At 33.4% G+C, this 25,261-nt stretch carries 20 protein-coding genes; 17 read left to right on the forward strand and 3 right to left on the reverse strand.

What is annotated here, in order from left to right; translation table 11 throughout:
- Window position 1 precedes the first annotated feature (1 nt).
- The gene (locus BLT46_RS09180; RefSeq protein ID WP_090409492.1) at window positions 2–1,348 is read right to left on the reverse strand and encodes a sigma-54-dependent transcriptional regulator; all 1,347 of its coding nucleotides are present in this window, start codon (window positions 1,346–1,348) and stop codon (window positions 2–4) included.
- A gap of 154 nt (window positions 1,349–1,502) precedes the next feature.
- Here BLT46_RS09180 and BLT46_RS09185 point away from each other — a divergent pair, with 154 nt between their 5' ends.
- The 12 genes from BLT46_RS09185 (at window position 1,503) to BLT46_RS09240 (ending at window position 16,675) form a co-directional block, all read left to right on the forward strand.
- Window positions 1,503–2,744 carry an efflux RND transporter periplasmic adaptor subunit gene (locus BLT46_RS09185; protein WP_090409494.1) on the forward strand — a complete coding sequence of 414 codons (1,242 nt, stop codon included), beginning with the start codon at window positions 1,503–1,505 and terminating at the stop codon, window positions 2,742–2,744.
- A gap of 23 nt (window positions 2,745–2,767) precedes the next feature.
- Window positions 2,768–3,451, forward strand: coding sequence for an ABC transporter ATP-binding protein (locus BLT46_RS09190; RefSeq protein ID WP_176770744.1), 684 nt, complete (start codon window positions 2,768–2,770; stop codon window positions 3,449–3,451).
- Between the two features lie 13 nt (window positions 3,452–3,464).
- Window positions 3,465–4,226 carry a GIN domain-containing protein gene (locus BLT46_RS09195; RefSeq protein WP_090409498.1) on the forward strand — a complete coding sequence of 254 codons (762 nt, stop codon included), beginning with the start codon at window positions 3,465–3,467 and terminating at the stop codon, window positions 4,224–4,226.
- A gap of 6 nt (window positions 4,227–4,232) precedes the next feature.
- A complete protein-coding gene (locus BLT46_RS09200; protein WP_090409500.1) occupies window positions 4,233–6,611 on the forward strand; it encodes an ABC transporter permease in 2,379 nt (792 codons plus the stop codon).
- 1 nt (window position 6,612) lies between these two features.
- Window positions 6,613–9,042, forward strand: coding sequence for an ABC transporter permease (locus BLT46_RS09205; RefSeq protein WP_090409502.1), 2,430 nt, complete (start codon window positions 6,613–6,615; stop codon window positions 9,040–9,042).
- Between the two features lie 29 nt (window positions 9,043–9,071).
- Window positions 9,072–9,905 (forward strand): GIN domain-containing protein, encoded by an 834-nt coding sequence (locus BLT46_RS09210; protein WP_090409504.1) that lies wholly within the window; start codon window positions 9,072–9,074, stop codon window positions 9,903–9,905.
- Between the two features lie 72 nt (window positions 9,906–9,977).
- Window positions 9,978–12,365: an ABC transporter permease gene (locus BLT46_RS09215; RefSeq protein ID WP_245722970.1), complete on the forward strand. Its 2,388-nt coding sequence runs from the start codon at window positions 9,978–9,980 to the stop codon at window positions 12,363–12,365.
- Window positions 12,358–13,653, forward strand: coding sequence for a TolC family protein (locus BLT46_RS09220; protein ID WP_090409508.1), 1,296 nt, complete (start codon window positions 12,358–12,360; stop codon window positions 13,651–13,653). The genes BLT46_RS09215 and BLT46_RS09220 overlap by 8 nt, the downstream gene beginning before the upstream one ends.
- Before the next feature lie 117 nt (window positions 13,654–13,770).
- A complete protein-coding gene (locus tag BLT46_RS09225) occupies window positions 13,771–14,901 on the forward strand; it encodes an Mrp/NBP35 family ATP-binding protein (protein WP_090409510.1) in 1,131 nt (376 codons plus the stop codon).
- 20 nt (window positions 14,902–14,921) lie between these two features.
- A complete protein-coding gene (locus BLT46_RS09230; protein WP_090409512.1) occupies window positions 14,922–15,161 on the forward strand; it encodes a NifU family protein in 240 nt (79 codons plus the stop codon).
- A gap of 118 nt (window positions 15,162–15,279) precedes the next feature.
- Window positions 15,280–16,335, forward strand: coding sequence for an NAD(P)/FAD-dependent oxidoreductase (locus tag BLT46_RS09235; protein WP_090409514.1), 1,056 nt, complete (start codon window positions 15,280–15,282; stop codon window positions 16,333–16,335).
- Between the two features lies 1 nt (window position 16,336).
- Window positions 16,337–16,675 carry a 2Fe-2S iron-sulfur cluster-binding family protein gene (locus tag BLT46_RS09240; RefSeq protein ID WP_090409516.1) on the forward strand — a complete coding sequence of 113 codons (339 nt, stop codon included), beginning with the start codon at window positions 16,337–16,339 and terminating at the stop codon, window positions 16,673–16,675.
- Window positions 16,676–16,811: 136 nt separating this feature from the next.
- On the opposite strand, the gene BLT46_RS09245 is transcribed toward BLT46_RS09240, so the two are convergent.
- Together BLT46_RS09245 and BLT46_RS09250 are read right to left on the reverse strand one after the other, a co-directional pair.
- Window positions 16,812–17,516, reverse strand: coding sequence for a DedA family protein (locus BLT46_RS09245; RefSeq protein WP_090409517.1), 705 nt, complete (start codon window positions 17,514–17,516; stop codon window positions 16,812–16,814).
- A gap of 8 nt (window positions 17,517–17,524) precedes the next feature.
- Window positions 17,525–18,778, reverse strand: a complete 1,254-nt coding sequence (locus tag BLT46_RS09250; RefSeq protein ID WP_090409519.1) for a dicarboxylate/amino acid:cation symporter — start codon at window positions 18,776–18,778, stop codon at window positions 17,525–17,527.
- A 296-nt stretch (window positions 18,779–19,074) separates the two neighbouring features.
- Here BLT46_RS09250 and BLT46_RS09255 point away from each other — a divergent pair, with 296 nt between their 5' ends.
- The 5 genes from BLT46_RS09255 to BLT46_RS09275 all read left to right on the forward strand — a co-directional run bounded on the left by BLT46_RS09255 (window position 19,075) and on the right by BLT46_RS09275 (window position 25,105).
- Complete coding sequence (locus tag BLT46_RS09255; RefSeq protein ID WP_090409521.1) at window positions 19,075–20,976, forward strand: S9 family peptidase; 1,902 nt, start codon at window positions 19,075–19,077, stop codon at window positions 20,974–20,976.
- A 160-nt stretch (window positions 20,977–21,136) separates the two neighbouring features.
- Window positions 21,137–21,979 carry a hypothetical protein gene (locus BLT46_RS09260; RefSeq protein WP_090409523.1) on the forward strand — a complete coding sequence of 281 codons (843 nt, stop codon included), beginning with the start codon at window positions 21,137–21,139 and terminating at the stop codon, window positions 21,977–21,979.
- Between the two features lie 287 nt (window positions 21,980–22,266).
- On the forward strand, window positions 22,267–23,466 hold the full coding sequence (locus BLT46_RS09265; protein WP_090409525.1) for a C1 family peptidase: 1,200 nt from the start codon (window positions 22,267–22,269) through the stop codon (window positions 23,464–23,466).
- Window positions 23,467–23,482: 16 nt separating this feature from the next.
- Window positions 23,483–24,310 carry a mechanosensitive ion channel family protein gene (locus BLT46_RS09270; protein WP_090409528.1) on the forward strand — a complete coding sequence of 276 codons (828 nt, stop codon included), beginning with the start codon at window positions 23,483–23,485 and terminating at the stop codon, window positions 24,308–24,310.
- Window positions 24,311–24,520: 210 nt separating this feature from the next.
- Window positions 24,521–25,105, forward strand: a complete 585-nt coding sequence (locus BLT46_RS09275; RefSeq protein WP_090409530.1) for a DJ-1/PfpI family protein — start codon at window positions 24,521–24,523, stop codon at window positions 25,103–25,105.
- The last annotated feature ends 156 nt before the right edge of the window (window positions 25,106–25,261 follow it).

The following is a 25,261-nucleotide window of genomic DNA, read 5'->3' on the forward strand; positions in this document are numbered from 1 at the left end:
TTTAGTTTTTAATATTGTATTTTTCAAGTCTTCTATAAAGGGCAGCACGTGATAAACCTAACTCTTCTGCCGTTTGACTAATATTGCCTTCGTGTTTTTCTAAGGCCTTTAAAATGGAAACTCGCTCCATATCTTGTAGCGTATTTTCTTCAACAGGACTATCATTTATCATTGTTTGAGAAATACCAAAGTCAGCTAACTTTAATTCAGCTTCATCTGTTAATATTAAAGCACGCTCAACGCGATTTTGCATTTCGCGAATATTACCCTTCCAATCATAAGCTTCTAAAGAAGAAATTGTTTGTTGACTTACCACAGGAATGCTTCTCTCGTATTTAGAGGCGTATTCATTGATAAAGAAAGATAAAAGCGGACTAATATCTTCTTTTCGCTCTCTCAAAGGAGGAAGCTGTAAGGTTACCGTATTAATTCGATAATATAAATCTTCTCTAAATAGTTTGTTATTTACTTCTTGTTCTATTGCTGCATTAGTAGCTGTAATAATTCGAATATCTACAGGGCGAACTTTAGATTCTCCTAATCGAATAACACTTTTTGACTGAATTACCTGAAGTAGTTTTGCTTGTAAGTGCAAAGGCACATTTCCAATTTCATCTAAGAAAACAGTACCACCATTTGCTGCTTCAAAACGGCCTTCTGTATCTTGTTTAGCATCTGTAAAAGCCCCTTTAGCATACCCGAATAATTCACTTTCAAATAAGTTTTCATTCAACGAGCCTAAATCAACGTGTATAAATGGTTGGTCTTTTCTTAGGGAGTTGTCGTGAATATACTTAGCTAATACGTATTTACCCGTACCATTTTCTCCTAAAATAAGCGCATTAACATCCGTCTTAGCAACGCGATTTGCCATAGCATATACCTTTTGAATACTCGGTGCTTCACCAATAAAAACTTTGTCTTGTTCAGAAGAAACAAGAGGTAAGTTTTCTTTTTTACGGGCTTGTTTGACTGCTCCTTTAACGGTTTCAATCAATGCATCGTTGTTCCAAGGTTTTAAAATATAATCCGTAGCCCCTAATTTAATTCCTTCAACCGCCGTTTCAATATTTCCATAAGACGTCATTAAGATAATCTGTGTAGCAGGCGATAGCCGTTTAATTTCTTTAAACCAGAAAATACCTTCTTTTCCGTCTTCAAAACCAACGCGATAATTCATATCCAAAATAACTACATCAACACTGTTTTCTCCTAAATACTCTATTATTTTTTTAGGATTTGTATTTGTGTTTACTGTTTCAAAATGACGTTTCAATAACATTTTAGCCGCGATTAAAATCTCCGGATTGTCGTCTAAAACTAATATGTTGGCTATAATCTTTCTCATAGTAATTTATTGCTGTTTTAAAAGCGGACAAAAAAGTGTTCGTTATCGGACACGTTGATTTTGTCTTTTTGTGTAAGGTGTTGTTATTTAAGGGTATATTGTTTTTTAGTCTACTGGCACATTTTTCTCATTGTAAAAGAAAAATAGAGTTAGTATGGACAGAGCCCTTCCTCGTAAAAATAGAAAAAAACTTAAAGTATTAGTTACTATAACGGGAATAATACTTTTATTGTTAGCTACTTACTTTACATTTTTTCAAACGGTAGTCTTAAATATACCTAAAAAAGAGATAAGAATTAGAGAAGTTACAGAAGACTTTTTTGAGGAGTATATTTCATTTCAGGCACAAGTAGAACCACTACATTCTTTGTTGGTGAATATCGTTGAGGGAGGGTCTATTCAGGAACGCTTTGTAGAAAATGGGAGTATGGTTGAAAAAGGAGAACCTTTAGTACGCATATATAATCCAACTGCAGAGTTCAGTTTTATGTCTCAAGAAGCATCGCTAATTGAACAAATGAATAATTTGAATGTGAATAAGATGAATATTCGAAGTCAAGAGTTAAATTTAACAAAAGATTTGATTAGCATCGAATACGACTATAAAAATGCCGAATTGCAATATCAGTTAAACAAAAAACTATATGACCAAGAGGTACTTTCTCAGAGTGATTGGGATAAAACAAAAGAGACATTGTCTTATCAAAAAAAGCGAAAAGCATTGATGGAAGAGAGTATTGCTAAAGAAAAGCAAAGTAATCAAGTACAGTTACAACAAATGGATAAATCGCTGATTGTCTTAGCGAAAAGCTTAGAGAAGTTGAAAGAAAACAAAGGCAACTTTTTATTGAAAGCTCCTATTTCTGGAAGGTTATCTTCTTTTGAAGCTGTATTAGGGAAAACCTATCAAGCAGGTGAAAGTATTGGAAAGATAGATGTAATGGAGGGGTATAAGTTGGTTGCACAAGTTGATGAGTTTTATTTAGACAAGGTAGTTATAGGACAAAAAGGGCAGGTAGATTTAAAAGGACACATTACAGCTGTAGAAGTAACGAAGATATTGCCAGAAGTAAAAAGTGGCCGCTTTGAAGTACAGTTGAAATTTTTGACTGAAGGTGAGTTGAAATTACAAGAAGGAACAAGTTTCGGGGTTAAATTATTCTTGTCTGGAAAAGAAAAGAGAGTATTATTAGCCAAAGGAAACTTTTATCAAGACACAAAAGGCGAATGGGTGTATGTGGTTAAAAATAACAAAGCCCAAAGGCGAAATATAGAAATAGGAAGAGAAAATCCGGCATATTATGAAGTGATATCTGGATTAGAAGTTGGAGAGCAAGTGATTGTATCGAGTTATAAAGATTATTTGAGAGTTGAACATTTAAATATAGAGGATTAGTTATGGTAATATCAATTAAAGAGATGTCTCGCATTTTCCAAACAGAGGAAGTGGAGACAACAGCATTAAACAAAGTATCCTTAGAAGTGAGAGAAGGAGAGTTTATCTCAGTGATGGGACCTTCAGGATGTGGAAAATCAACATTGTTAAATATCATCGGATTATTAGATGATGCGTCATCAGGAAGTTATTTACTGTTAGGCAAAGAAATGGTGGGTTTGACAGAAAGTCAACGTGCAAAGATTAGAAAAGAAAACATTGGATTTATATTTCAAAACTTCAATTTAATAGACGAGTTATCTGTTTATGACAACATTGAATTGCCGTTAATATATAATAAAGTGCCAAGTGGAGAACGCAAAAAACGCGTAATGGAAATAGCAGAACGCTTGAATATTGTCCACCGTTTAAAGCACTATCCACAACAATTATCAGGAGGACAACAACAACGTGTAGCAGTAGGTCGTGCATTGATTAATAACCCTAAGATTATTTTGGCGGATGAGCCTACGGGTAACTTAGACAGTAAAAATGGAAGTGAGGTAATGGAGTTGTTGACAGATTTACATCAACAAGGGGCAACTATTATAATGGTAACCCACTCTAATCACGATGCTTCTTATTCAGAGCGTACTATTTTGATGAAAGACGGAATGATTCTTTCAGAAAAGGTAAATACCAAAATTGTAGATGTCTTTGCGGACTAAAAAAAGTAAGAATATGATACGTTTTATATTGACTTTATTGCTGATGTTGTGTACTTGGTTAATGAGTGCACAAGGAAAGCAAACAATAACAATCACAGGTGGGGCAACTCATTTATATACTTCGATGCCTATTGAAGTAACTGTGGACCCTACAAAGGATTCTAAAACAGTTGACATCATTACAACCAAACAAGAAGGGGCTGATGCAATAAGTGTAAGACAAGTAGGAAAGAAAATTTACGTTGATTTATCAAGCGGTAATAGAAAGAGAAATTTTAAGGGCAGTATTGGTAGTATTAAGGTTTCCATTGCTCAAAAAGGAATTGTTAGTTATAACGTAAGTACAGTTTCAAAGGTAATTTTATCAGGAAGAGCAACCGGAGACAATATCAATATTAATTTGGATTCAAATGGGTATCTGTCAGGTTCATTTCAAGCGAATACAGTTTCTTTAAATATTGACTCAGCCAGTAAATACGAGGGAGATATTGTAGCGAAAACTATTAAAGCAAATTTGGATAGTGCAGGTAAGGCTGTAGTAACAGGAGATGTAGAAACATTAACTGTGAATATTGACAGTGCCGCGTATTTCAACGGGAAAGGCTTGGTTGCTAAAGATGTAAAAGTAGAAGCAGATTCGATGGGAAAAGCAGAAGTATATCCTACGGAAAGCCTAAATGCCTATGCAGACTCTATGGGGAGTGTGATTTACTACAACACGCCTAAAACACTTAAAAAATACACAGATTCGATGGGGTCTGTTAAAGCAAAGTAAACTACGATGTTAACAAATTGGTTTAAAATATATCTGAATTATATCGGTAAGACTAAGATGTTCTTTCTGTGGAATATCCTTGGGTTAGCTATTGGTATAGCATCTGTTTTAATGGCAGTTGTACACTTGAAAGAGGAGTACAGCTACAACAGATGGATAACAGATATAGACCAATTATATGAAGTTAATATTGAAATGGGGGAACAAGGAAACTCCGTCTTAATTCCCGCAGGTGTAGGACCTTCTTTAATGCAAGCAGGAGAAGTAGAAAGCTATTGCTATTTTGCCTTAGAGTACATTGATTTTTATGGAGAAAGTCGCCAAGAACAAGGTATTGTCAATAAAATTTTAAATACACAGAAGACTTTTTTTGACTTTTATAATTTCGATTTTATCTATGGTCAACCAGAAAGAGTTTTTAATAAAGAGTTGTCTGTGGCGATTTCAGAGCAAACGGCAAAGCGCTTTTTTGGAGAAGTAAATCCAATAGGAGATACACTTTCATTAGCACATCAAAAATATGTGGTTAATGGAGTATATCGTTTGAACCAAAAAGCAACGATAATGCCAGATGTTGTAATTGCTAATATTGAGTGGAATACTGCAGATTCGCCAAGTCTATGGCAAGAGAATACGTCTGGTTTAGTGGTTAGAATTTCGAAAGAGCAGCCACTGGAAAATATCAGTAAAAAGGTTAGTGCAGAATATTACGAAAAGAGAAAACAAAACAAATACGACAATGATGCGGGAGATAAAATAGCAGTTAAGTTGTCATCGTTAAAAGAAGGTCGCTTCGATTCTAAACAGACAGCATTGTTAGAAGGTCGTTCAAAAATAGAGACTGTAAAGTTGATTTTTGGAAGTTCTCTATTGATATTTTTCTTAGCTATTTTAAACTATATCAGCCTTAATCAAGCCAATGTTTTGAGAAGAGTTAAGGAGTTTAAAATTAGAAGAATTATAGGTGCATCAAAAAGACAGATAGTAGGACAGATAATTTTCGAAACAGTTTTAAATGCTGTAATCGCTTTGTGTTTAGCGCTTGTATTTGTGGAGTTGAGTTTGCCTGTTTACAACAATTTTTTACATAGTGAACTTCAATTTGAAATAGGAAAACTAATAGGTGTTCTTGTGCTATTGTTGTTAGCGGTTATTTGTTTTGGAGGAGTTCTTCCTGCTTTATACGCGAATTATATTGCACTTAGAAACTTAACTAATGCCCCTTTTGTAAAGGGATATAAAGGAGCTGGTTGGCGAGGTACAATTGTAACTGTACAAGTTGTTATTGCTTTTTTCTTTTTAATTGTCGGTTGGATAATTAACAATCAGGTAGGATTTATGCAAAAACAACCTTTAGGTTTTGAAGGAGATAATGTTTACCAAGTGAAGTTATACACCCAACAAATAAGACGTAAGTTTTACCGAAACGACAAGTTAGTCGAGGCTTTACAAGGGATAAAAGGAGTAGAGGATGTTTCTTTATCAACTATTTCATATCGTGCAAAAGCAGTTAATCACAATTATACCGCTTATTTAGGATTGAATAAGATTACTGATTTTGTGATGGAAGGAGTAGATGATAATTATATACAGATGCTCGGTTTTGAGCACATTGCTCAAGCTAATATTGCAGTAGATAGTTTGTCAACAGTGGTGGTTAATCAACAATTTGTTGATAAAGTAGGTAAAAGAGCAGATGAAGTAGTTGGGGAGATAATTTCTTTTGATGGGAATACGTATATCGTAAAAGGGGTTATCAACAATTTTTACCGAGATGGGTTTGACGAAGTGATTAAGCCAATGGTTTTATTCAACTGGAAAGACATTGACTTTTTGCCATACAGTATAGAATCTATTTCTATTCGTATTGCCGAGGGAATAAAAGAGGAAACGTTAGAACGCATACAAGCATTTTGGTTGGTTAATGTAGATTATGAATATCCATTTGAACCTATTTTGGTGAAGGAGCAGTTTGCTCAGACGTATCAAAAAGTGCTATCACAACGCGATATGTTTGTATTGTGGATTGTTGCCGTAGTGCTAATTTCTTTATTTGGGTTATACGCTGTGATTTCATTTGTGGTTGAGCGCAGATTAAAGGAAATAGTTATACGCAAGGTCTTAGGTGCTGATACAGGGCAGATGCTAAGGCAGTTGTTATTGCCTTATGTGATAATGGTAATTGTAGGATATGCCTTGGTAGTTTATCCAACCTATTGGTTGATGAATAAATGGTTAATGAGGTTTAGTTATCGACAAGAAATAGAACTATTACCTTTTATATACGCCTTCGTTCTTTTGTTAGGGTTGATACTCTTGATATTGACAACAAAAGTTTTGAGAGCAACGAGAATTAATGTTTTAAAATACATCAAATACGAATAAGATGATAAAAAATTGGTTGAAAATATATTGGTACCACACGGTTAAGAACAAGATGTATTTCTTGCTGACTGTGATTGGTTTGGCTATTGGTTTATTGTCAGTGATATTATCGTCTTTGTACTATTTAGAGGAATCAAGCTACGACAAATGGAATCCAAATAAAGAAGAGGTTTATGTTGTAATGAATAAAGGAAAGACAATCACCTATTCAAGTCAGCCTATGCCATTAGGAAGAACAATCAAAGAGAGTTCTTCTGTAGTTGAAGATTATATGTACTATAATTCAGGCTATACGAGTGAATTAGTTGAGTATAACGGAAAAGGATCGACTATTGAAAAGGTGTTTTTAACACAAGATAACTTTTTTTCTTTTTTTCCTTTCGATTTTGTTTATGGGAGTACTTCAACGGTTTTTAAAAACCCAAATGATGTAGCGATAGAACAAGATATTTCGGAACAATTATTTGGAAAGGGAGTTAACTCTATAGGGAAAGAAATTGTAATAAAAGACAAGCATTATATTGTTTCTGGAGTTTATTCAGTAAGTAAAAAAAAGGCTTCAATTAGCCCTAATATAGTTTTGAGAGATCTAAACGACGATGTTTTGACAAATGATAATTGGTACACTTCTAATTTTTCTTTGTTGGTTAAAACAAAAGATTCAGGAAAAGTAAGAGAAGCAATCAATCAAGCTTTTTTAGAGAATTACTATAAGCCTATAGCTTTATCAAAAGGTATAAGTGTAGAAGAGCTAATGAAAGAACAACGCAATGAGTTCTATACAGAACCAGAGTTATACGTGCTAAAAGGGTTGAGATTAAGTGGAAATGAATACCATTTTCCTGAAAGAGATTCAAACATACAGATGCTTAAGATAATGAGTGGTTTATCTGTTTTGATTTTGGTGTTGTCTGTGTTCAATTATATCAATTTGACTTTGTCTCAAATATTAGGCAGAGGAAAAGAAATAGGAATACGAAAAGCGATTGGAGCCAATAAAAAAGATGTTGTATTACAAGGTCTGTTTGAAGCCTTGATAACAGTTGTGATTTCATTGTTAATAAGTATTGTTTTTGTAGAGTTAATACTACCTTTTGTAAACGTCTTTGTGAAGGCAGATATGGTATTTTCAATAGTAGAATTTTTGCCCATATTAATAGGTATTTTAATTTGTACGATTTTTATCGTCGGAGGATTTCCAGCCTTATATTTAGCAAACTATGAAACGCTTTCTGTTCTTAAAGGAAGCTTTCACCGCAGTAAAAAAGGTGATTTTGTGAAGAACACTTTTTTAGTAATTCAATTTGCTATTGCTTGTTTTTTCACCATTGGTTCTCTTATAGTAAATCAACAAGTAAACTTTATGCTAAATAAAGATTTGGGATTTAAAGGAGATCAAGTCATTGGAATTCCTTTTATGGACAAGGAACGCTGGGATGAAGGAGAAGAGCGTTTACATAAGTATTTTAATTTCAAAGAAGAGTTATTAAAAATGCCTGGCGTAGAAGGAGTAGCTATTAGTTCTTCTCATTTTGGAGGTAGAGGAGGATCAGGCGTTTTTACTTATTATCCATATAAAGAAGAAAATATTTTGACAGAGCAAATTGCAATGGATTATGAATATTTTGATTTGTATGAAATTAAAATGAAGGAAGGTAGGAATATTGCTAAAGAATTTGCTTCCGATAGTATCAGTAATGTTGTGATAAATGAAAGTTTCGTAGAGTCAATGAAAGAGTCTTCTCCAATCGGAAAGTTTATAGAAGGAAAGAATTATAAATATCAAATAATTGGTGTGGTTACCAATTTCAATACATCTGGACTTGAGAGTAAAGTTCCTCCAAAGATGTACACACAATTGAATACTAATAAACGTATAAAAACACAGTTTGCGATAGTTTCTATTAAACTTAATCAGGAGGATATTCCGTCTGCTTTGAAAACTGTTGAAAAAATTTGGAATAAGTATAATATAGGGCAGAAAGAGCCATTTACGTATGAGTTTGTAGATAAGCAATTTGCCAAAACATTTGATAGAGTTCTCTTGGAGAGAAAAGTATTTAGTGTATTGAATTATGTAGTGTTGTTCATTGCCTTATTTGGATTGTTTGCAGTATCCTCTTTTACGATTGGTACTAAACTAAAAGAAGTGGCAATTCGCAAAGTGTTAGGGGCGGATACCAGTAGCTTATTAAAGCGTTTGAGTATGCAATACGTGGTTTATTGTGTGCTTGGTTTTGCTATTGCAGTCTTTCCGAGTTATTACTTTTTGAATAAATGGTTGAGTAATTACGCGTTCCGCATTGAAATAGGGTGGGGCGTGTTTGTAATAAGTTTTGTTGTTATTCTGTGTTTGACTTTACTCATTGTGTTGAGTAGAGCTTATGCAGCAACAAGAATAAATGTTTTGAAATACATCAAATACGAATAATAAATAGAAACCCTCAAAAACGAATAGATATGAAAAAATTAGTAATGTTCTTCTTATTAGTAGGAAGCAGTGTTTTTGCACAAGTAAAAGAAACGCGCCAGGTAAGTGATTTTGATAACGTAAAAGCATCACAGGGAATTAGAGTTGAGTTTACCTATGGTGAACCTAAATCAGTAGTTGTTGATGCAGAAGACCAAGAGTTATTAGATCGTGTAAAAACAGAAGTAAACGCAAATGGGCGTTTATTGGTTTACATTGAGTCAAAAGAAAAGAGAAAGCGAAATAAGGTTGTTTATATGGGAAGTAATGGGAAGTCAGTTGTTGTTACAATTCACAACCCTAAGTTAGAAGGAGTACAAGTGTCATCTTCAGCTCGTTTTAATTTGGTCAACGAAGCAAAAGCTAAGCACTTCTCAGTGACAGCATCAAGTTCAGGAAGATATGAAGGAGCCTTAGTTAAAGCGGATGACTTGACAATAGAAGGAAGTTCATCTGCTAAAATAGGAGGAAGCTTTACGGTGATGAGTAATGCAAGTTTATCTGCCAGTTCATCTTCATCAGTAGAGGTCGGTTTAACAAGTAAGAAAGCAAGCTTTGGAGTGAGTAGTTCAGGTAAAATTATTGCATCAGGAAAAGCAAATGAGGTTAATGCATCAGCATCAAGTTCTGGAAATATCAAAGCAAGAGAATTTGCTACAAAGACATTAGATGGCCGTGCAAGCTCATCAGGTTCAATGATTTTTACTGTTTCTGATGAGGTAGTAGGGAGAGCAAGTTCATCAGGGCGCGTTCAATACGTTGGTGATGTTCAAAAAGTAAATGTTTCAACTTCTTCATCAGGATCAGTGAAGAGGGTTGAGTAAGCAATACAGATAAAAAAAAGTGTAAGGATTCCTATGATAGCGAATTGGTTTAAATTATATATCAAGAATTTAATGAAGAACAAGATTGTTTCTGCATTAAACATTTTAGGGTTGGCGGTTGGAATGACAGCTGTTATCCTCGTATTGTTATTTTGGAATAACGAGCATAGTTATAACCAGTGGAATCCTTATAAAAATAGAGTATATGAAGTAGAAGGAACGTCAGAGTCGTATTTTAAAAATTGGTTTCCAGCACCTGTTACAAACAATTTAGATAAGCTATCAGATATTGTAGAAGCTTATAACTTTAGCTTTACGTTTGACGATATTTCAAGTGTTGAGGTAGAGGGACGCAAAGATTTTTTGTACGAAATAAGTGAGAAGCAAGCTAACTTTTTTGATTTTTTTCCGTTTGAAGCAATTTATGGAAGTGCAGAGGAATATAAAAAGAATTATAAAGACGCTTTAGCGATTGACATAACAGAAGCAGAGCGATTATTTGGCAAAGGAGTTAATCCAATTGGGAAGACGATTGTACTGGAAAATGGAAAGGTGTTATCTGTCCGTTTTGTTTATCGTGTTCCTGGAAATAGTTCCGTTACTTTTAAAGGTTTAACCTCTTTTGTTACTGAAGACCAAATAGCTTTTAATAGAGAAAATAATTGGGGAGATCACAATTATACTTTGTTGCTGAAGTTAAAAGAAGGAATCCAGATTAAAGATGTTCAGGAACGTATCAGAGATGTGATTTACGATGATGTTTTTCAAATGTATATGAAGAATAAGTCGCTTACTTTAGAAGAGTTAAAGAAAAATTTTAAAGATAACATTGTACTTCATTTTAATCCATTAGATACAGTTCACTTAAATCCCCTTTCAGGAGGATTGGGAGGAGGAGCAACTGCCGCAAAGGTGTTAAATATAATGATGGTTTCTGCTGTCTTATTGTTAGTTTTATCTATTATAAACGCAGTTAACTTGGCTTTAGTTAACAGTTTTAAACGCGCCAAAGAAATAGGAATCAGAAAAGCAATAGGCGTTACAAAAGGACAATTGTTTCAACAGTTTATTTTTGAATCAATTCTTACTGTAGCTGTAGCTTTGGCGATTGCTTTAGTGTTTGTTGAGGTATTACTACCGTATTTTAATTTGTTAGTTAATCGAACCATTGTATTTAATCTATCTACTCTTGCATTGCCAATTGTTGGAATTGCTTTGGTGGTTATTTTATTGTCGGGTACATTGCCAAGTTTATTCTTAATTTCATTTGATACGTTGAAAGTGCTGAAGGGGAATTATATGCGTGGAAAAGCAGGTATTCACATTCGAAATGTGTTTTTAATTATACAGTTTGTCATCGCCTTTTTCTTTTTGTCAACCGCTGTTTTTATTCACAAACAGGTAGATTATATTTTACAAGAGGATTTAGGTTTTAATGGCAATCAGGTTGTTAATATTAATTTTAAAATTAAGGATATTAGCAAGCGAAATACGCTTTATCAACAGATAGAATTTGACTTAAAAAAGATTGCAGGCGTAAAAGAAACGACGATACATTCAATGCGTATTGGTGGAGGGTATAGCAGTGCTTCTGGAAATAAAATAGGAGACACTTCTGTTCAAAGTAACAATGTTCCTGTAGGTTATGATTTTTTAAAAGTGTTTGATGGAGAGTTGGTAGAAGGGCGTTTCTTTGATCGTAACCTTGCAACAGATAGTGTTAGTAAAGTTCTCGTTAATGAAACATTTAAAACAACTTTCAATTTTTCAGACGGAATACTTGGAAAGAAGCTAATGTGGAATGGAAAAGAGTTTGAGGTTATTGGTGTTGTAAAAGATATGAAGATAGAAGGGGTTAGTAAAAGCACTAATCCGTCAACCTATTTTATGCCTAATTCAGTTGATTGGTTTTATTATTTGTCGGACCATATCGCAGTAAAAATAGACGCAAAAGATACACAAAAAACATTACAGGCATTAGAGGAGTTTTGGAGTAAAAGGATAGATTCTACATATCCTATGCAATATACATTTGCAAATGAAGACTTCGCTAAGAGTTACCAAAAAACACTATATCAACGTACGTTGTTTATGTGTTTGATGGGGGTATCAGTATTTATAGCGCTGTTTGGCTTGATGGCAATTGTGTCTTTCAGTATTGAAAGCAGGTTAAAAGAAATAGCAATTCGCAGGGTATTAGGAGCTGATTCCACTAATCTGATTTTAAAGTTATCTGTGCGATTTATTGTTTATTGTCTTATTGGTTTTTTTATATCAATTTATCCTGTAGTCTATGTAATGAATCTGTGGTTAGAGGACTTTGTTTATCGCATTTCAATCACCGTATTACCATTCGTTATTGCTTTTGTATGCTTGATGCTTTTCTCAATGTTATTAGTGTTTTGGAAAGCTTGGCAAGCAACGCGTATCAATGTTTTAAAGTATATTAATTATGAATAAAGTAAGTTGTTTATTGTTTGTCATAATGCTTGCGTTTAGTTCTTATGCTCAAGAACAATGGACTTTGCGTGATTGTGTTGAAAAAGGCAAAGAAAATAGCTATAAGCTGATGATCGCCAGTTTAACGAAAAGTGTTGCAGAGAAGTCAAAGCAAAGTATTGCCTCTTATTATTTGCCTAAAGCAAGTTTAAATAGCAGTCAGGGCTACAACTTTGGTTCGGCCGTAGATATGAGTACAAACTCGCGTGTTAGTTCAAATATTGCAACAACACAAGCTTCTGTAAATACCAGTTTAGAGTTGTTTAATTGGTCAAATTTTGTAGAAAATAAACAGCAGCAGTTATTGGTTGATTATGCAGAATTGAGCGAACAAGAAGTATTTTATGAATATCAATCAGAATTGTTGCAATTGTTTTTTGGGATAATTGGAACACAAGAGTTTTTAAAAATACAACAACAGCAATACGTCAACAGTGAGGAAAACTTCCACCGTGTAAAGAAAGAAGTTGAAGCAGGTGCAAAGCCACAGAGTGATTTGTATGATATAGACTTTATTTTTCACAATGAGAAAATCAATATTCAGCAAACAGAGAATGATTTGAATAATCAAAAGATGCGTCTATTGCATTTGTTGAATATAGACTCGCTGTCAACAAGTCAAATTACGTTGGTTTATCAAGAGGAAACAATTGATTTATTTACAGACTATACGTTCAATCCTACGCTTGAAAAGTTTCGTTTAAATCAAATGATTTTGGAGAAAGACAAGCAACTTTTAAAGTCGTCTAATTTGCCTTATTTATCAGCTAATTATTCTTTTGGATCTTTCTATTCACGTCCTTTTAACTCTGATTTAGATCTTGATATTCACGCTTTTTCAAAGCAAATGGGAGATAATAAGAGTCATTCCATTGGTTTACAATTAACCATTCCGATATTTCAAGGAGGGAATGTAATTCGTAAAGTGCGAAAGAAAGAAGAAGAATTACGATTAAATGAAGTGCGAATTAAAGAGAGTGAAACAGGATTATTAAAGCAAAATCAAGAAATAAATCAGGAGATTGAACAGTTAGACCTAATAGCTCAGCAACTGTCTAAGGGAATAGAGTTGTCACAGAAGTCATTCATAACAACACAAGTTAAGTATGAAAATGGTAAAGCCGACATTTTCTCTTTCAATGCGGCTAAAAATCAGCTATTAAGTGCCCAATATGCCTTGATTAAGAATAATATAAACAGGTCTTTATTGGTAAAAAGGCTTCAGTTAAATAATACTAATATGCTATAATTAAAAGTTATAGCATTATTTGTATTTAGAATATATTAACATTAAAATTTCAAATATTCCCACTATATTTGCGTTAGTCAGAATTTATATTAAATTGTTGAAAACTAATCGCATATAATGAAATTAGATAGAAAAGAAATTCTTAAAGCATTGGAAACTATTTCAATCGCTGGAGAAGGAAAGAATATGGTAGAAAGTGGAGCTGTTAGCAACGTAGTAACTTTTGGAGACGAAGTAGTTGTTGATTTAGTGTTAACTACACCAGCTTTACATATTAAAAAAAGAGCGGAAGTGGATGTAATGAAAGTTATTCACGACCACATTTATGACAAAGCAAAAGTAAAAGTCAATATAAAAGTAGAAGCTCCAGAGAAACCTGAAATCAAAGGAAAAGCAATACCAGGTATTAAAAATATCGTTGCTGTATCTTCAGGAAAAGGAGGAGTAGGTAAATCTACTGTAACTGCAAACTTAGCAGCAAGTTTAGCAAATATGGGATTCAAAGTTGGTATTTTAGATGCTGATATCTATGGTCCATCTATGCCAATTATGTTTGATGTAGAAAATGCTAAACCAATCTCTGTAGAAGTAGATGGTAAATCTAAGATGAAACCAGTTACAGCATATGGAGTAGAAATTCTTTCAATCGGATTTTTCACAAAAGGAGACCAAGCAATCATTTGGAGAGGACCGATGGCTGCAAAAGCATTAAACCAAATGATTTTTGATGCAGACTGGGGAGAATTAGATTTCTTATTAGTTGACTTACCTCCAGGAACAGGAGATATTCACTTATCAATTATGCAATCTTTACCAATTACGGGAGCAGTAGTAGTTTCTACACCACAAGCTGTAGCATTGGCAGATGCTAAAAAAGGAGTATCAATGTTTATGTCAGAAAGTATCAATGTACCAGTATTGGGAATTGTTGAAAATATGGCATATTTTACACCTGAAGAATTACCAGAAAACAAATATTACATTTTCGGAGAAAACGGGGCTAAAAACTTAGCAGAAGATTTACAAGTACCTTTCTTAGGAGAAGTGCCAATTGTACAAAGTATTCGTGAAGCGGGAGATTACGGTCGTCCAGCAGCGTTACAAAACGATACAATCATTTCAGAAGTTTTCACTAATGTAACAAGAAACGTAGTTGAGCAAGTTGTGTTAAGAAATGAATCTTTACCACCGACAGAAGCTATTAAAATTACTACAATGGCTGGTTGTTCAGCAACAGGTAAAAAATAATGATTAATTTATAAAGAAATATGACATCACAAACTATCAAACAGAATGTTGAGAAGGCGTTAGATGAAATTCGTCCGTTTTTACAAGCAGATGGAGGAGACATCACACTTTTAGACATTGTAGATGACAAGCACGTTAAGGTTCGCTTAGAAGGAGCTTGTACAGCTTGCAGTGTTAATCAAATGACGCTAAGTGCTGGAGTGGAAACTACTATTAAAAAGTATGCTCCAGAGATTGAATCTGTAGTTAATGTCGGCTAAAAATAACATAGTCAACTATCAATAAACAACCCGTTTGTGGTGTTATTCATTGATAGTTGACTTTTATCATTTTTAATAATTATAGCAAAGAGGAACTTTGCCCAAAAGAAACTACATCATGATTGAAACAGATATAATAATTATTGGAGCGGGCCCTACAGGTCTGTTCGCTGTATTCGAAGCAGGATTATTAAAATTAAAATGTCATCTAATCGATGGACTTCCTCAGCCAGGAGGTCAGTTAACTGAGTTGTATCCAAAGAAACCTATTTTTGATATTCCTGGATATCCATCAGTTGGTGCTGCAGAGTTAATCGATAATTTAATGGAACAAATTAAACAGTTCCAACCTGGATTTACATTAAACGAAGTTGCAGAAACAGTTGAAAAACTTGAAGATGGAACATTTATCGTTACAACAAATAAAGGTACTAAACATCACGGAAAAGCAGTTGCTATTGCTGGAGGTTTAGGTTCTTTTGAACCAAGAAAACCGGAATTAGAGAATTTAGCTTTTTATGAAGATAAAGGAGTTGAATACTTTGTGAAAAAACCTGAAATGTTTGCAGGTAAGAAGATTGTTATTGCTGGCGGTGGTGACTCAGCTTTAGACTGGAGTATTTACTTAGCTGAGATTGCAGCTGAAGTTCACTTGGTTCACAGAAGAAATGAATTTAGAGGAGCTTTAGACTCAGTTGAAAAAGTACAGGTTTTAAAAGATCAAGGTAAGATTAACTTAATCACGCCTGCAGAAGTTATTGCTTTAAAAGGGAATGACGAGAAATTAGAAGCTGTAGTGATTGAGAAAGATGGAGAGCAATCAGAAGTTGCTTGTGATTACTTTATTCCATTATTTGGGTTAACACCTAAGTTAGGACCAATTGCTAACTGGGGATTAGAGATAGAGAAAAATGCTATTAAAGTTAATAATGCATTAGACTATCAAACGAACATTCCTGGTATTTATGCTATTGGAGACGTAAACACTTACCCTGGTAAATTAAAGTTGATTTTATGTGGTTTCCACGAAGCAACATTAATGTGTCAAAGTGTTTATAATATGATGAATCCTGGTAAGAAATTTGTATTAAAATATACAACAGTATCTGGAATTAACGGGTTTGATGGAACACGTAAAGAAGCAGAAAAAGCTGTTGTAAAAGCAATAGACTAATATGGCGGAAGATATTAAAATTACGATTGTAGATCGAGATGGTGTTGCCCATGAGGTAGATGCTCCTACAGACATGAATATGAATGTAATGGAGTTAGTACGTGCTTATGAGTTAGCTCCGGAAGGAACAATCGGGATTTGCGGAGGTATGGCAATGTGTGCTTCTTGTCAGTGCTACGTTTTGAATGCGGATGAAGTAGAGCTTCCTGAGATGAATCCAGATGAGGATGCTATGCTTTCAGAAGCATTTAATGTAAAGGACAATAGTAGATTGGGGTGTCAGTTGCATTTAACCCCTTCATTAGAAGGTTTAAAAGTTGAATTAGCGCCAGAAGGCTAATTATAACAATACATAGTAATACAAAGGTTGTGCGTTTACGTACAACCTTTTTTTGTGACTATAATAGTTTGTCAGTAGATTATTATGGATACAAAAAAAGGATAACGAGAAGTTATCCTTTTTTGTATGTATTATTTTAAGCTTCTTCGCTGTTTTTTTTCTTTTCAGAACCACCTTTGCTTTTCATCAATTTGATGATTACAGGAAGTGTAGTAACTAAAACTAAGAATAAAACAATGTACTCGATATAATCTTTTAAGTTGATACCATAACTATCCATTAACCATACTTGTAAGTAATGACCAGCAAAAATTAATGTAGTAGCCCATAAGAAAGAACTGATTACGTTATATAACATAAAACGTTTGATATCCATTCTTACAATTCCAGCAATAATCGGAGCAAATGTTCTTACTACAGGTAAGAAACGAGCAAAGATTATAGCTCTACCACCGTGTCTTTCAAAGAAAACTTTAGACTCGTATAGGTATTTCTTTTTGTATATAAAGTTATCTTTTACGTTGTATAGATAATTACCACTTTTTGCTCCAAACCAATAGCCAAAGGTATTACCTAATATTCCAGCTATGGCAACTAAAGTAGAAAGTAAAGCAACATTTACAAAGTCGCTTTCAATAGCAAAAAGCTCTTGCATTAAAGCTGTACTATAAATTCCAGAAAGGAATAATAAACTGTCTCCAGGTAAAAAGAATCCTGCAAACAGTCCTGTTTCAGCGAATACAATAAATAGTACTACATAGATTCCGATTGAATGTCCCGCAATTTGTAGGTTTATATAAAACTCAGGATTAATTAACTGAGAAATTTGAAATTCGTCCATAATTGTTTTTATTCTATATCAAGTGTTTCATTAGTGTGTTCTTCTTTTTCCTCAAATTTATCAATTGCTGCAGTAGATAATGCATTACCTAAAACGTTTGTCATACTTCTTCCCATATCACAGAAGTGATCAATAGGTAAGATAAATGCAATACCTTCAGGTGGAATATTAAACATAGCACAAGTAGCAACAATAACAATTAAAGAAGCTCGAGGCACTCCTGCAACTCCTTTACTTGTAACCATTAAAACAAGAAGCATTAATATTTGATCACCTAAGGTCATAGGTACGTCGTAAATCTGGGCAATAAAGATACTGGCAAATGTAAGATACATCATACTACCATCTAAATTGAAAGAGTAACCCAAAGGTAAGGTAAATGAAACTATTTTAGAAGAACAACCGTAAGCTTTTAATTGTTCAACTAATTTAGGGAATACAGCTTCACTACTTGTTGTAGAAAAGGCAATTAGTAAAGGTTCTTTAATTGCTTTTAGCAATTTCCAAACGTCTTTTCCAATAATAAGGAACCCTACAAAGATTAAAACTGCCCACAGAATTACTAATCCTAATGCGAAAGCACCTAAATATTTAGCATACGTAATAAAGATTGTTAGTCCATACAGAGATACTGCACTTGCAATTGCTCCAAGTACTCCCAATGGAGCAGTCCACATAATATATGTAACCATTTTTAAAACTACTTCAGATATTCTGTCAAATAGTTTAATAACTGGTTTTGCTTTTTTACCTAAAGTAGATAAGGCAATTCCAAAGAAAACAGAGAATACTACAATTTGAAGGATCTCATTATGAGCAAAAGCTTCAAAAATACTCTTAGGAATTAAGTGCTCAATGAATGACTGTAAACTAAGTGCATCTGTTTTAGTCAATAAATCATTGGCAGAAGAAACATTATTTAAATCAAAGTTAGCACCAACACCAGGTTTAAACCAATTAACAAGGACTAAACCAATTCCCAGAGAAACCATAGATGCTGTAATAAACCAGCCCATCGCTTTCATACCAACTCGTCCAACCATTTTCATATCTCCCATTTTAGCAATTCCTACTACAAGCGTACAGAAAACTAAAGGAGCAATAATCATTTGAACTAAGCGAATAAAGATTGTTCCAAGTAATTTAATGTTGTTGGAAAAACCTTCGATATATTCTGGTAAGGTATAGTGAATAATACTTCCGAATATCACTCCGATAACAAGAGCGATAATAATTGCAATGAAAAGTTTGTTGTTCTTCATTTTTTAGTTGTGATTTGAGCGTGAAAATAGTTATTTTTTTAGAAAAAAAAGTTCTTTTAGAAAAAAATAACAAATGTTTTTGTATCACTTCTATGTTTTTTGTGGAGAATTTATTAATATGAGAATTTTATAAGTGATTATTCGATTTTTATAACTGTTGAAATTGATAAAAAAAAGGAGTAAGCTTTCAATGATTTTGTTTCTATCGAATTCTAAGGACATTGCAATAGAATTCTTTATCTTTCGGCTCAAATCGAAAGAAAGTTTATATTTACACACTTTATAAAACCCTAATTATGAAAAAAATATTCTTATTTGCCTTGAGCTTAGCAAGTTTATCTTCATTTTCTCAGGAAGTTATGACCAAAGAATTACTTTGGAAGCTGGGGAGAGTAACTCCTATTGGCGTTACTAAAGACGGTAAAAACCTTATTTACAAAGTAGGGCACGCTAATATGGAGGAAGATAAGTTTGATTCAAAGACTTATCAAATACCTTTAACAGGAGGTAATCCTGTTGAAGTAACAGATTTTAAATCGTTATTAGTTGACAAGAACATTTCTCCTGATGGAAAAATGATTTTATCTGACAAAGCAGTAAAAGTTGGGAAAGTTCTTGGAAAAGATTTATATCCAACAATGGAGAAATCGGATGCTTATGTGTTTGATGGTTTGGATTACAGACATTGGGATACTTGGAACGATGGAACACATAATCACGTTTTTTACAGTCCAGTAGGAGATGAAAAAGGTGCGATTGACATTATGGTCAATGAACCGTATGATGCTCCACAAAAGCCATTTGGAGGAGATGAAGATTATACTTGGACACCAGATGGGAAAAGCATTGTTTACGTTTCTAAAAAGAAATTCGGAACTGAATATGCTACAAGTACAAATACCGATTTGTATGAGTACAACTTAGAAACAAAGAAAACGAAGAATTTAACTGAGTCGAATTTAGGATATGATACTAATCCTACGTTCTCTCCACAAGGTCACTTAACTTGGTTGCAAATGAAACGCGACGGTTTTGAGGCAGATAAAAATGATTTAATCGTTCGATATGATGGTAGAGATTTAAATCTTACAGCTAATTGGGACGGTACAGTTGCAAGTTATAAATGGAGTAAAGATGGTAACAAAGTTTACTTCACTGCAGCAGTAGGAGGAACAATACAGTTGTTTGAGGTTAACTTTCCTGGAAGAAAACGCATTGCACCAGTAGTTCACCAAATCACAGACGGAATGTTTGACGTAACAGGGATTGTTGACGTGATTGGTGATAAAGCAATTGTAACGCGTACTGACTTTAATCACGCAGCAGAAGTTTTCTCTTTCGATATGAAGAAAAATGAGTGGACTCAAATTACAAAAGTAAATGACGAAGCTTATTCAAAAATTGCAATGAGTAAAAGTGAGAAGCGAATTGTAAAAACAGTTGACGGAAAAGATATGGTAACTTGGGTTGTATATCCACCAAACTTTGATCCTAATAAAGAATATCCAACTTTATTATACTGTCAAGGAGGACCACAATCTGCTTTATCACAATTTTATTCATTCCGTTGGAACTTCCAATTAATGGCGGCAGAAGGTTATATTATCGTTGCTCCAAACAGAAGAGGTATGCCAGGGCACGGAGTTGAATGGAATGAAGCGATTAGTAAAGATTGGGCGGGAAAGCCAATGCAAGATTACTTAGCAGCTATTGATGATGTAGCACAAGAAAAATATGTTGATAAAAATAGATTAGGAGCAGTAGGAGCAAGCTATGGAGGATATTCAGTATTCTACTTAGCAGGAATTCACGAGAACCGTTTTAAATCGTTTATTTCTCACTGTGGAGTATTTGACTTAGTAAGTATGTACGGAACTACAGAAGAGGTATTCTTCCCTAATTTTGATACAGGAGGAGCATACTGGGAGAAAGATAATAAAGATGCACAAAATGCATATACAAACTTTAACCCAATCAACAATGTTGATAAATGGAATACTCCAATCTTAGTTATCCAAGGAGGAAAAGATTACCGTGTACCAATCGGACAAGGTCAAGAAGCTTTCCAAGCTGCACAATTAAGAGGAATAAAAAGTAGATTTTTATACTTACCAGAAGAAAATCACTGGGTTGTAAAACCACAAAATGCACAAGTATGGCAAGGTGAATTTTTCCGTTGGTTAAAAGAAACTTTGTAATATAACATAGTATAATTTGCGAAAAAAAGGCTGTCCACAATGGACAGCCTTTTTTTTCTATAATTTAATAGAGAAGAAATTGAATGTTTTGTAAAACGCATCAGTGTTAATTTTTTAAGATTTGTTTTTGGTAATTTTGTGAAAAATATAAATTTAAAGTATGAAAAAGATTTTATTCAGTTTAGTAGCAATTGGAGGATTATTAGTGAGTTGTAGCTCAGATGACAATAGTTCAAATGAAAATGGAACAACAGTAGGAGGAATTACAGCACCTCAAAAAGTAATTAGAGTTCTTGACAAGATTGAAGTACATTCTGTAACAGAAGGAACAGAGATCGATAAAAAAGAACAAAAATCTGTAATTACTTATGTGTATGAAAATGGTAAGCTACTTAAAGTTTTAGCTGATAATAATGAAACAGTAGGAGAGATTAAGTACAACAAGGATGGAATTGAAAGTATTTCTAACATAGAAGATAGTTTCTTTTTGTCAGAAATTGTTGGAAAAAAAATTGATGGATCTAAGTTTGGAAAAGTTGATCAGATTCATAATGGTAATCCAGTAGCACTTACTTTTTATACTTATGATGATGAAGATAAAGTGATAGAAGACGAATCTAAAGTAACATTAACTTTCGATAAAAAACCATTCTTTGCATTTCACACATTAAATACAACAGGTGTAATTGATTTAAGTAAAAAAACACAAATTGATTTTGGAACCGTTGGAGGTGCAGCTTTAAGTGGAATTAACGAAGCAAATAAATTATTACCAGTTAATAATATTACAGAATTTAAGTTTTTCTATGAAGAAGGAGAAACGTTTTCTGGAACAGCTGTATATGAGTATGATAAGGATGATTATCCAACGTCAGCTACATTCAAGACAATTGAGAATTACCATTATTACTCATGGGATCCTGTGAATAAAAAAGAAATTAAAAATCCAATGGTAGAAGTTACTAACGGAACTGTTAAATTCTATTTTAAAGAATTAAAATAATATAAGAAATTAAAAAGTTTAAAGAAGAAGTTTTTTAAACTTAATTGTACTTTTATCAAAGCCTAAGAAATTGTTTCTTAGGCTTTTTTTATTGCTGTGACCTACTATTGCTGAACAGTTTGTATGTTTTTGATATTAATATGAGGAAACAAAAAATATTTTGTGTAAAAACTAATTTATTTTAGAGATTAATTTCATTTTTGCTGTATAAATCGGATGTTTACAAGAAACAATTTGGAATAAACCTAAAGCTTTTTTTATCTTTACAAATCTAACAACCTAACAATATGTATAAAAATCAATTAAAAGCATGGGCATTAGCGCTTATGTTATCAGCTGGTTACTCTGTAACTTCATTTGGACAAGATAACTTAGTAAACTCACTAAGATTAAATGCAAGTGAAAAGAGTAAGGAATTATATCAATTTACAGATGTAGTTGATATTGAAGCAACTTCAGTAAAAAATCAAGGTTCTTCAGGAACTTGTTGGAGTTATTCTGCAAACTCATTTATCGAATCAGAAATGATGAGAATGGGAAGAAAACCAGTTGAGATTTCACAAATTTTCTCTGCTCGTAATGCTTATGTTGAGAAAGGAAAAATGTATGTGCGTATGCACGGAGCTGTTACTTTAGGTGATGGTGGAGCATTTCACGATGTAATGAATATGTACAAAATGTACGGAGCTGTTCCTCAATCTGTTTATACAGGATTAAATTACGGAACAGATAAAAATAAGTTTGGTGAAATGGCTGCAATCCAAGAAGGAGTATTAAAAGCTATCGTTTCTAATCCAAACGGAAAGTTAACTCCAAACTGGGAAAAAGCTTACGCTGCTGTTATTGATGCTTATTTAGGAGAAGCTCCTAAAAAGTTTAAATGGGAAGGAAAAGAATATACTCCCCAGTCTTTTGCAAAGGAAGTTATCGGTGTAAATGCTGATGACTATGTAGAAATTGGTTCAGATTTAAATTACCCATTATACGATAAGTTTGTTTTATTAGTTCCTGATAACTGGGCTTTTAATCAAGTATACAATGTTAAAATGGATGAGCTAACAGAAATTATTGACCACGCAGTAAACAATGGATTTACAGTAGCTTGGGCTGGTGATGTAAGCGAAAAATACTTTAGTTGGAAAAACGGTGTAGCTTTTGTTCCTGAAAAAGAATACGAAGATATGACTTCAGAAGAGAGACAAGAGATGTTTAACGGGCCAAAGCCAGAACGTAAAGTAACGCCAGAAATGCGTCAAGAAGCTTTTGATAATTATACAACTACGGATGATCATGGTATGCATATTGTAGGTATTGCAAAAGATCAAAACGGAAGAGAGTATTATGTTATTAAAAACTCTTGGGGAATTTCAAATGACTATAAAGGATATATGTATATGAGTAAAGAATACGTTAAGTATAAAACTACTGATATCATGATTCACAAAGATGGACTTCCAAAAGGGATTTCTAAAAAATTAAAAATATAACAGATAAAAAATTGCTATGGAGAAGATTGTATTAAGTTTAGAAAACTTTTTAGAACAGATATTATTAGCCTTACCGAGATATGCCGTAGGAATATTGGTAATTATAATAGGTATCTATGTTATTAAAGGTGTTGTAGGTATTATAGGAAGAAGATTTGAGAAGAGAGACCTTGATAAATCATTAAGAGGGTTCTTGCTTAGTATGATCCGAATTATGCTTTATATCGTTCTATTCGTTGTGGTATCTGGTATTATGGGCTTTAAGTCAATGAGTTTTACTGCCATATTTGGTGCTGCAGGTTTAACGATTGGTTTGGCTTTACAAGGAAGTTTATCAAACTTTGCTGGAGGGGTTTTAATTTTAATGTTTAAACCATTCAAAGTAGGTGATTACATTTCAAATACGGGTAGTACTGAAGGAACCGTAGAGCGTATTGACTTATTATATACTACGTTAACTACTGCTGCAGGATTAAAAGTTTTTAGTCCAAATGGAGCGTTAGCAAACTCAGTAATTACAAATTATAGTGAGATTACTGCAAGACGTTATGACTTTGTAGTTGGTATTTCTTATAGTGCTAATATTAAAGAAGCAAGAGAAGTCATTTTGGCTGCTTTAGATAAGCATGAATCTATTCAAAAAGATCCAAAACCAATTGTTTTTGTAAATGGATTAGCAGATAGTTCGGTTAACTTGAACGTTCGTACTTGGATGGCAAAAGAGGATTACTGGAGCACAGTATTTGAAATTCAACAATTAGTAAAAGTTGCATTGGATGAAGCAAATATTGAAATTCCGTTTCCACAAACAGATTTACACATTATTTCAGATAATACAAAATAATACTAAGAGCCCTTTCAAAATTGAAAGGGCTTTTTTTATTGTTTACGCCTTTAGAACTGTGGCTTGGTTACTGATTTAAGTCTATTGGAGAGAGTTTGTTTTATGGTTGATTATGAGTGAATTGAAATGTAGTGTATAGAAAATTGCTAAAACTCTTCGCAATGGATTTTAATTGTGTGTTATAAATTATAGTAGTTTTGAAATAAAAAGATGGAACGTAAGAATATCTACATTTACTTATTTGATGGTTACTCGGATTGGGAGGTTTCTTATATAATGCCTGAAATTCGAAAAAATGCACACTATAGACTCATCACTGTTTCTGATAAAGGAAGGGCGGTTATGTCAAGTGGAGGATTGCGAGTTTTACCAGATGTTTCTGTTGAAGAAATAAACTTAGCAAATGCAACAATGTTTATCTTACCAGGCGGTAAATTGTGGGAAACCCAATTACCCACAGATATTAGAATAGATGCTGTTATTAATTATGCTTTGGCACAAGGTATTATGATTGCAGGAATATGTGGGGCAACTGCTTATTTAGGTAAAAAAGGTGTTCTTGATAATCGTTTCCATACAAGTAATGATGTTTCTTATCTGAAAGCTGTAGCACCAGCTTATACAGGTGATAAGTTGTATTTAAACAGTTTAGCCGCAAGTGATGATTTAATTATTACTGCGAGTGGAATTGGAGCTGTTGAATTTACAAGAGAAATTATGTTGCAATTGCTATTTGAAAAACAATATATAGAACAATGGTTTGAGTTGTTCAAAAACGGAAATTTAGTTGCTTGATAAAGCGATATTTTTAGAGAAGAAAAAAGCTCCTTAATAGGAGCTTTTTTTATTTTATATCTGTCCCGTCCTAAAATAGGTTTACACAAAATAGACTTATTTATGAAAGAGACAGAAAACACAAGGGAAAAGCGTAGTCAACGAGATTATACTTTA

Origin of the sequence: Myroides phaeus (genome assembly GCF_900099675.1) — a bacterium.
GTDB classification, from domain to species: domain Bacteria; phylum Bacteroidota; class Bacteroidia; order Flavobacteriales; family Flavobacteriaceae; genus Flavobacterium; species Flavobacterium phaeum.

Bases quoted from the DNA above. Each gene is read 5' to 3' on its own strand.
- BLT46_RS09220 (WP_090409508.1), top strand. From the start codon at position 12,358: ATGAATAAAGTAAGTTGTTTATTGTTTGTCATAATGCTTGCGTTTAGT.
- BLT46_RS09250 (WP_090409519.1), bottom strand. From the start codon at position 18,778: ATGAAGAACAACAAACTTTTCATTGCAATTATTATCGCTCTTGTTATC.
- BLT46_RS09235 (WP_090409514.1), top strand. From the start codon at position 15,280: ATGATTGAAACAGATATAATAATTATTGGAGCGGGCCCTACAGGTCTG.
- BLT46_RS09180 (WP_090409492.1), bottom strand. From the start codon at position 1,348: ATGAGAAAGATTATAGCCAACATATTAGTTTTAGACGACAATCCGGAG.
- BLT46_RS09265 (WP_090409525.1), top strand. From the start codon at position 22,267: ATGTATAAAAATCAATTAAAAGCATGGGCATTAGCGCTTATGTTATCA.
- BLT46_RS09225 (WP_090409510.1), top strand. From the start codon at position 13,771: ATGAAATTAGATAGAAAAGAAATTCTTAAAGCATTGGAAACTATTTCA.
- BLT46_RS09245 (WP_090409517.1), bottom strand. From the start codon at position 17,516: ATGGACGAATTTCAAATTTCTCAGTTAATTAATCCTGAGTTTTATATA.
- BLT46_RS09275 (WP_090409530.1), top strand. From the start codon at position 24,521: ATGGAACGTAAGAATATCTACATTTACTTATTTGATGGTTACTCGGAT.
- BLT46_RS09205 (WP_090409502.1), top strand. From the start codon at position 6,613: ATGATAAAAAATTGGTTGAAAATATATTGGTACCACACGGTTAAGAAC.
- BLT46_RS09255 (WP_090409521.1), top strand. From the start codon at position 19,075: ATGAAAAAAATATTCTTATTTGCCTTGAGCTTAGCAAGTTTATCTTCA.
- BLT46_RS09270 (WP_090409528.1), top strand. From the start codon at position 23,483: ATGGAGAAGATTGTATTAAGTTTAGAAAACTTTTTAGAACAGATATTA.
- BLT46_RS09230 (WP_090409512.1), top strand. From the start codon at position 14,922: ATGACATCACAAACTATCAAACAGAATGTTGAGAAGGCGTTAGATGAA.
- BLT46_RS09195 (WP_090409498.1), top strand. From the start codon at position 3,465: ATGATACGTTTTATATTGACTTTATTGCTGATGTTGTGTACTTGGTTA.
- BLT46_RS09240 (WP_090409516.1), top strand. From the start codon at position 16,337: ATGGCGGAAGATATTAAAATTACGATTGTAGATCGAGATGGTGTTGCC.
- BLT46_RS09190 (WP_176770744.1), top strand. From the start codon at position 2,768: ATGTCTCGCATTTTCCAAACAGAGGAAGTGGAGACAACAGCATTAAAC.
- BLT46_RS09200 (WP_090409500.1), top strand. From the start codon at position 4,233: ATGTTAACAAATTGGTTTAAAATATATCTGAATTATATCGGTAAGACT.
- BLT46_RS09185 (WP_090409494.1), top strand. From the start codon at position 1,503: ATGGACAGAGCCCTTCCTCGTAAAAATAGAAAAAAACTTAAAGTATTA.
- BLT46_RS09215 (WP_245722970.1), top strand. From the start codon at position 9,978: ATGAAGAACAAGATTGTTTCTGCATTAAACATTTTAGGGTTGGCGGTT.
- BLT46_RS09210 (WP_090409504.1), top strand. From the start codon at position 9,072: ATGAAAAAATTAGTAATGTTCTTCTTATTAGTAGGAAGCAGTGTTTTT.
- BLT46_RS09260 (WP_090409523.1), top strand. From the start codon at position 21,137: ATGAAAAAGATTTTATTCAGTTTAGTAGCAATTGGAGGATTATTAGTG.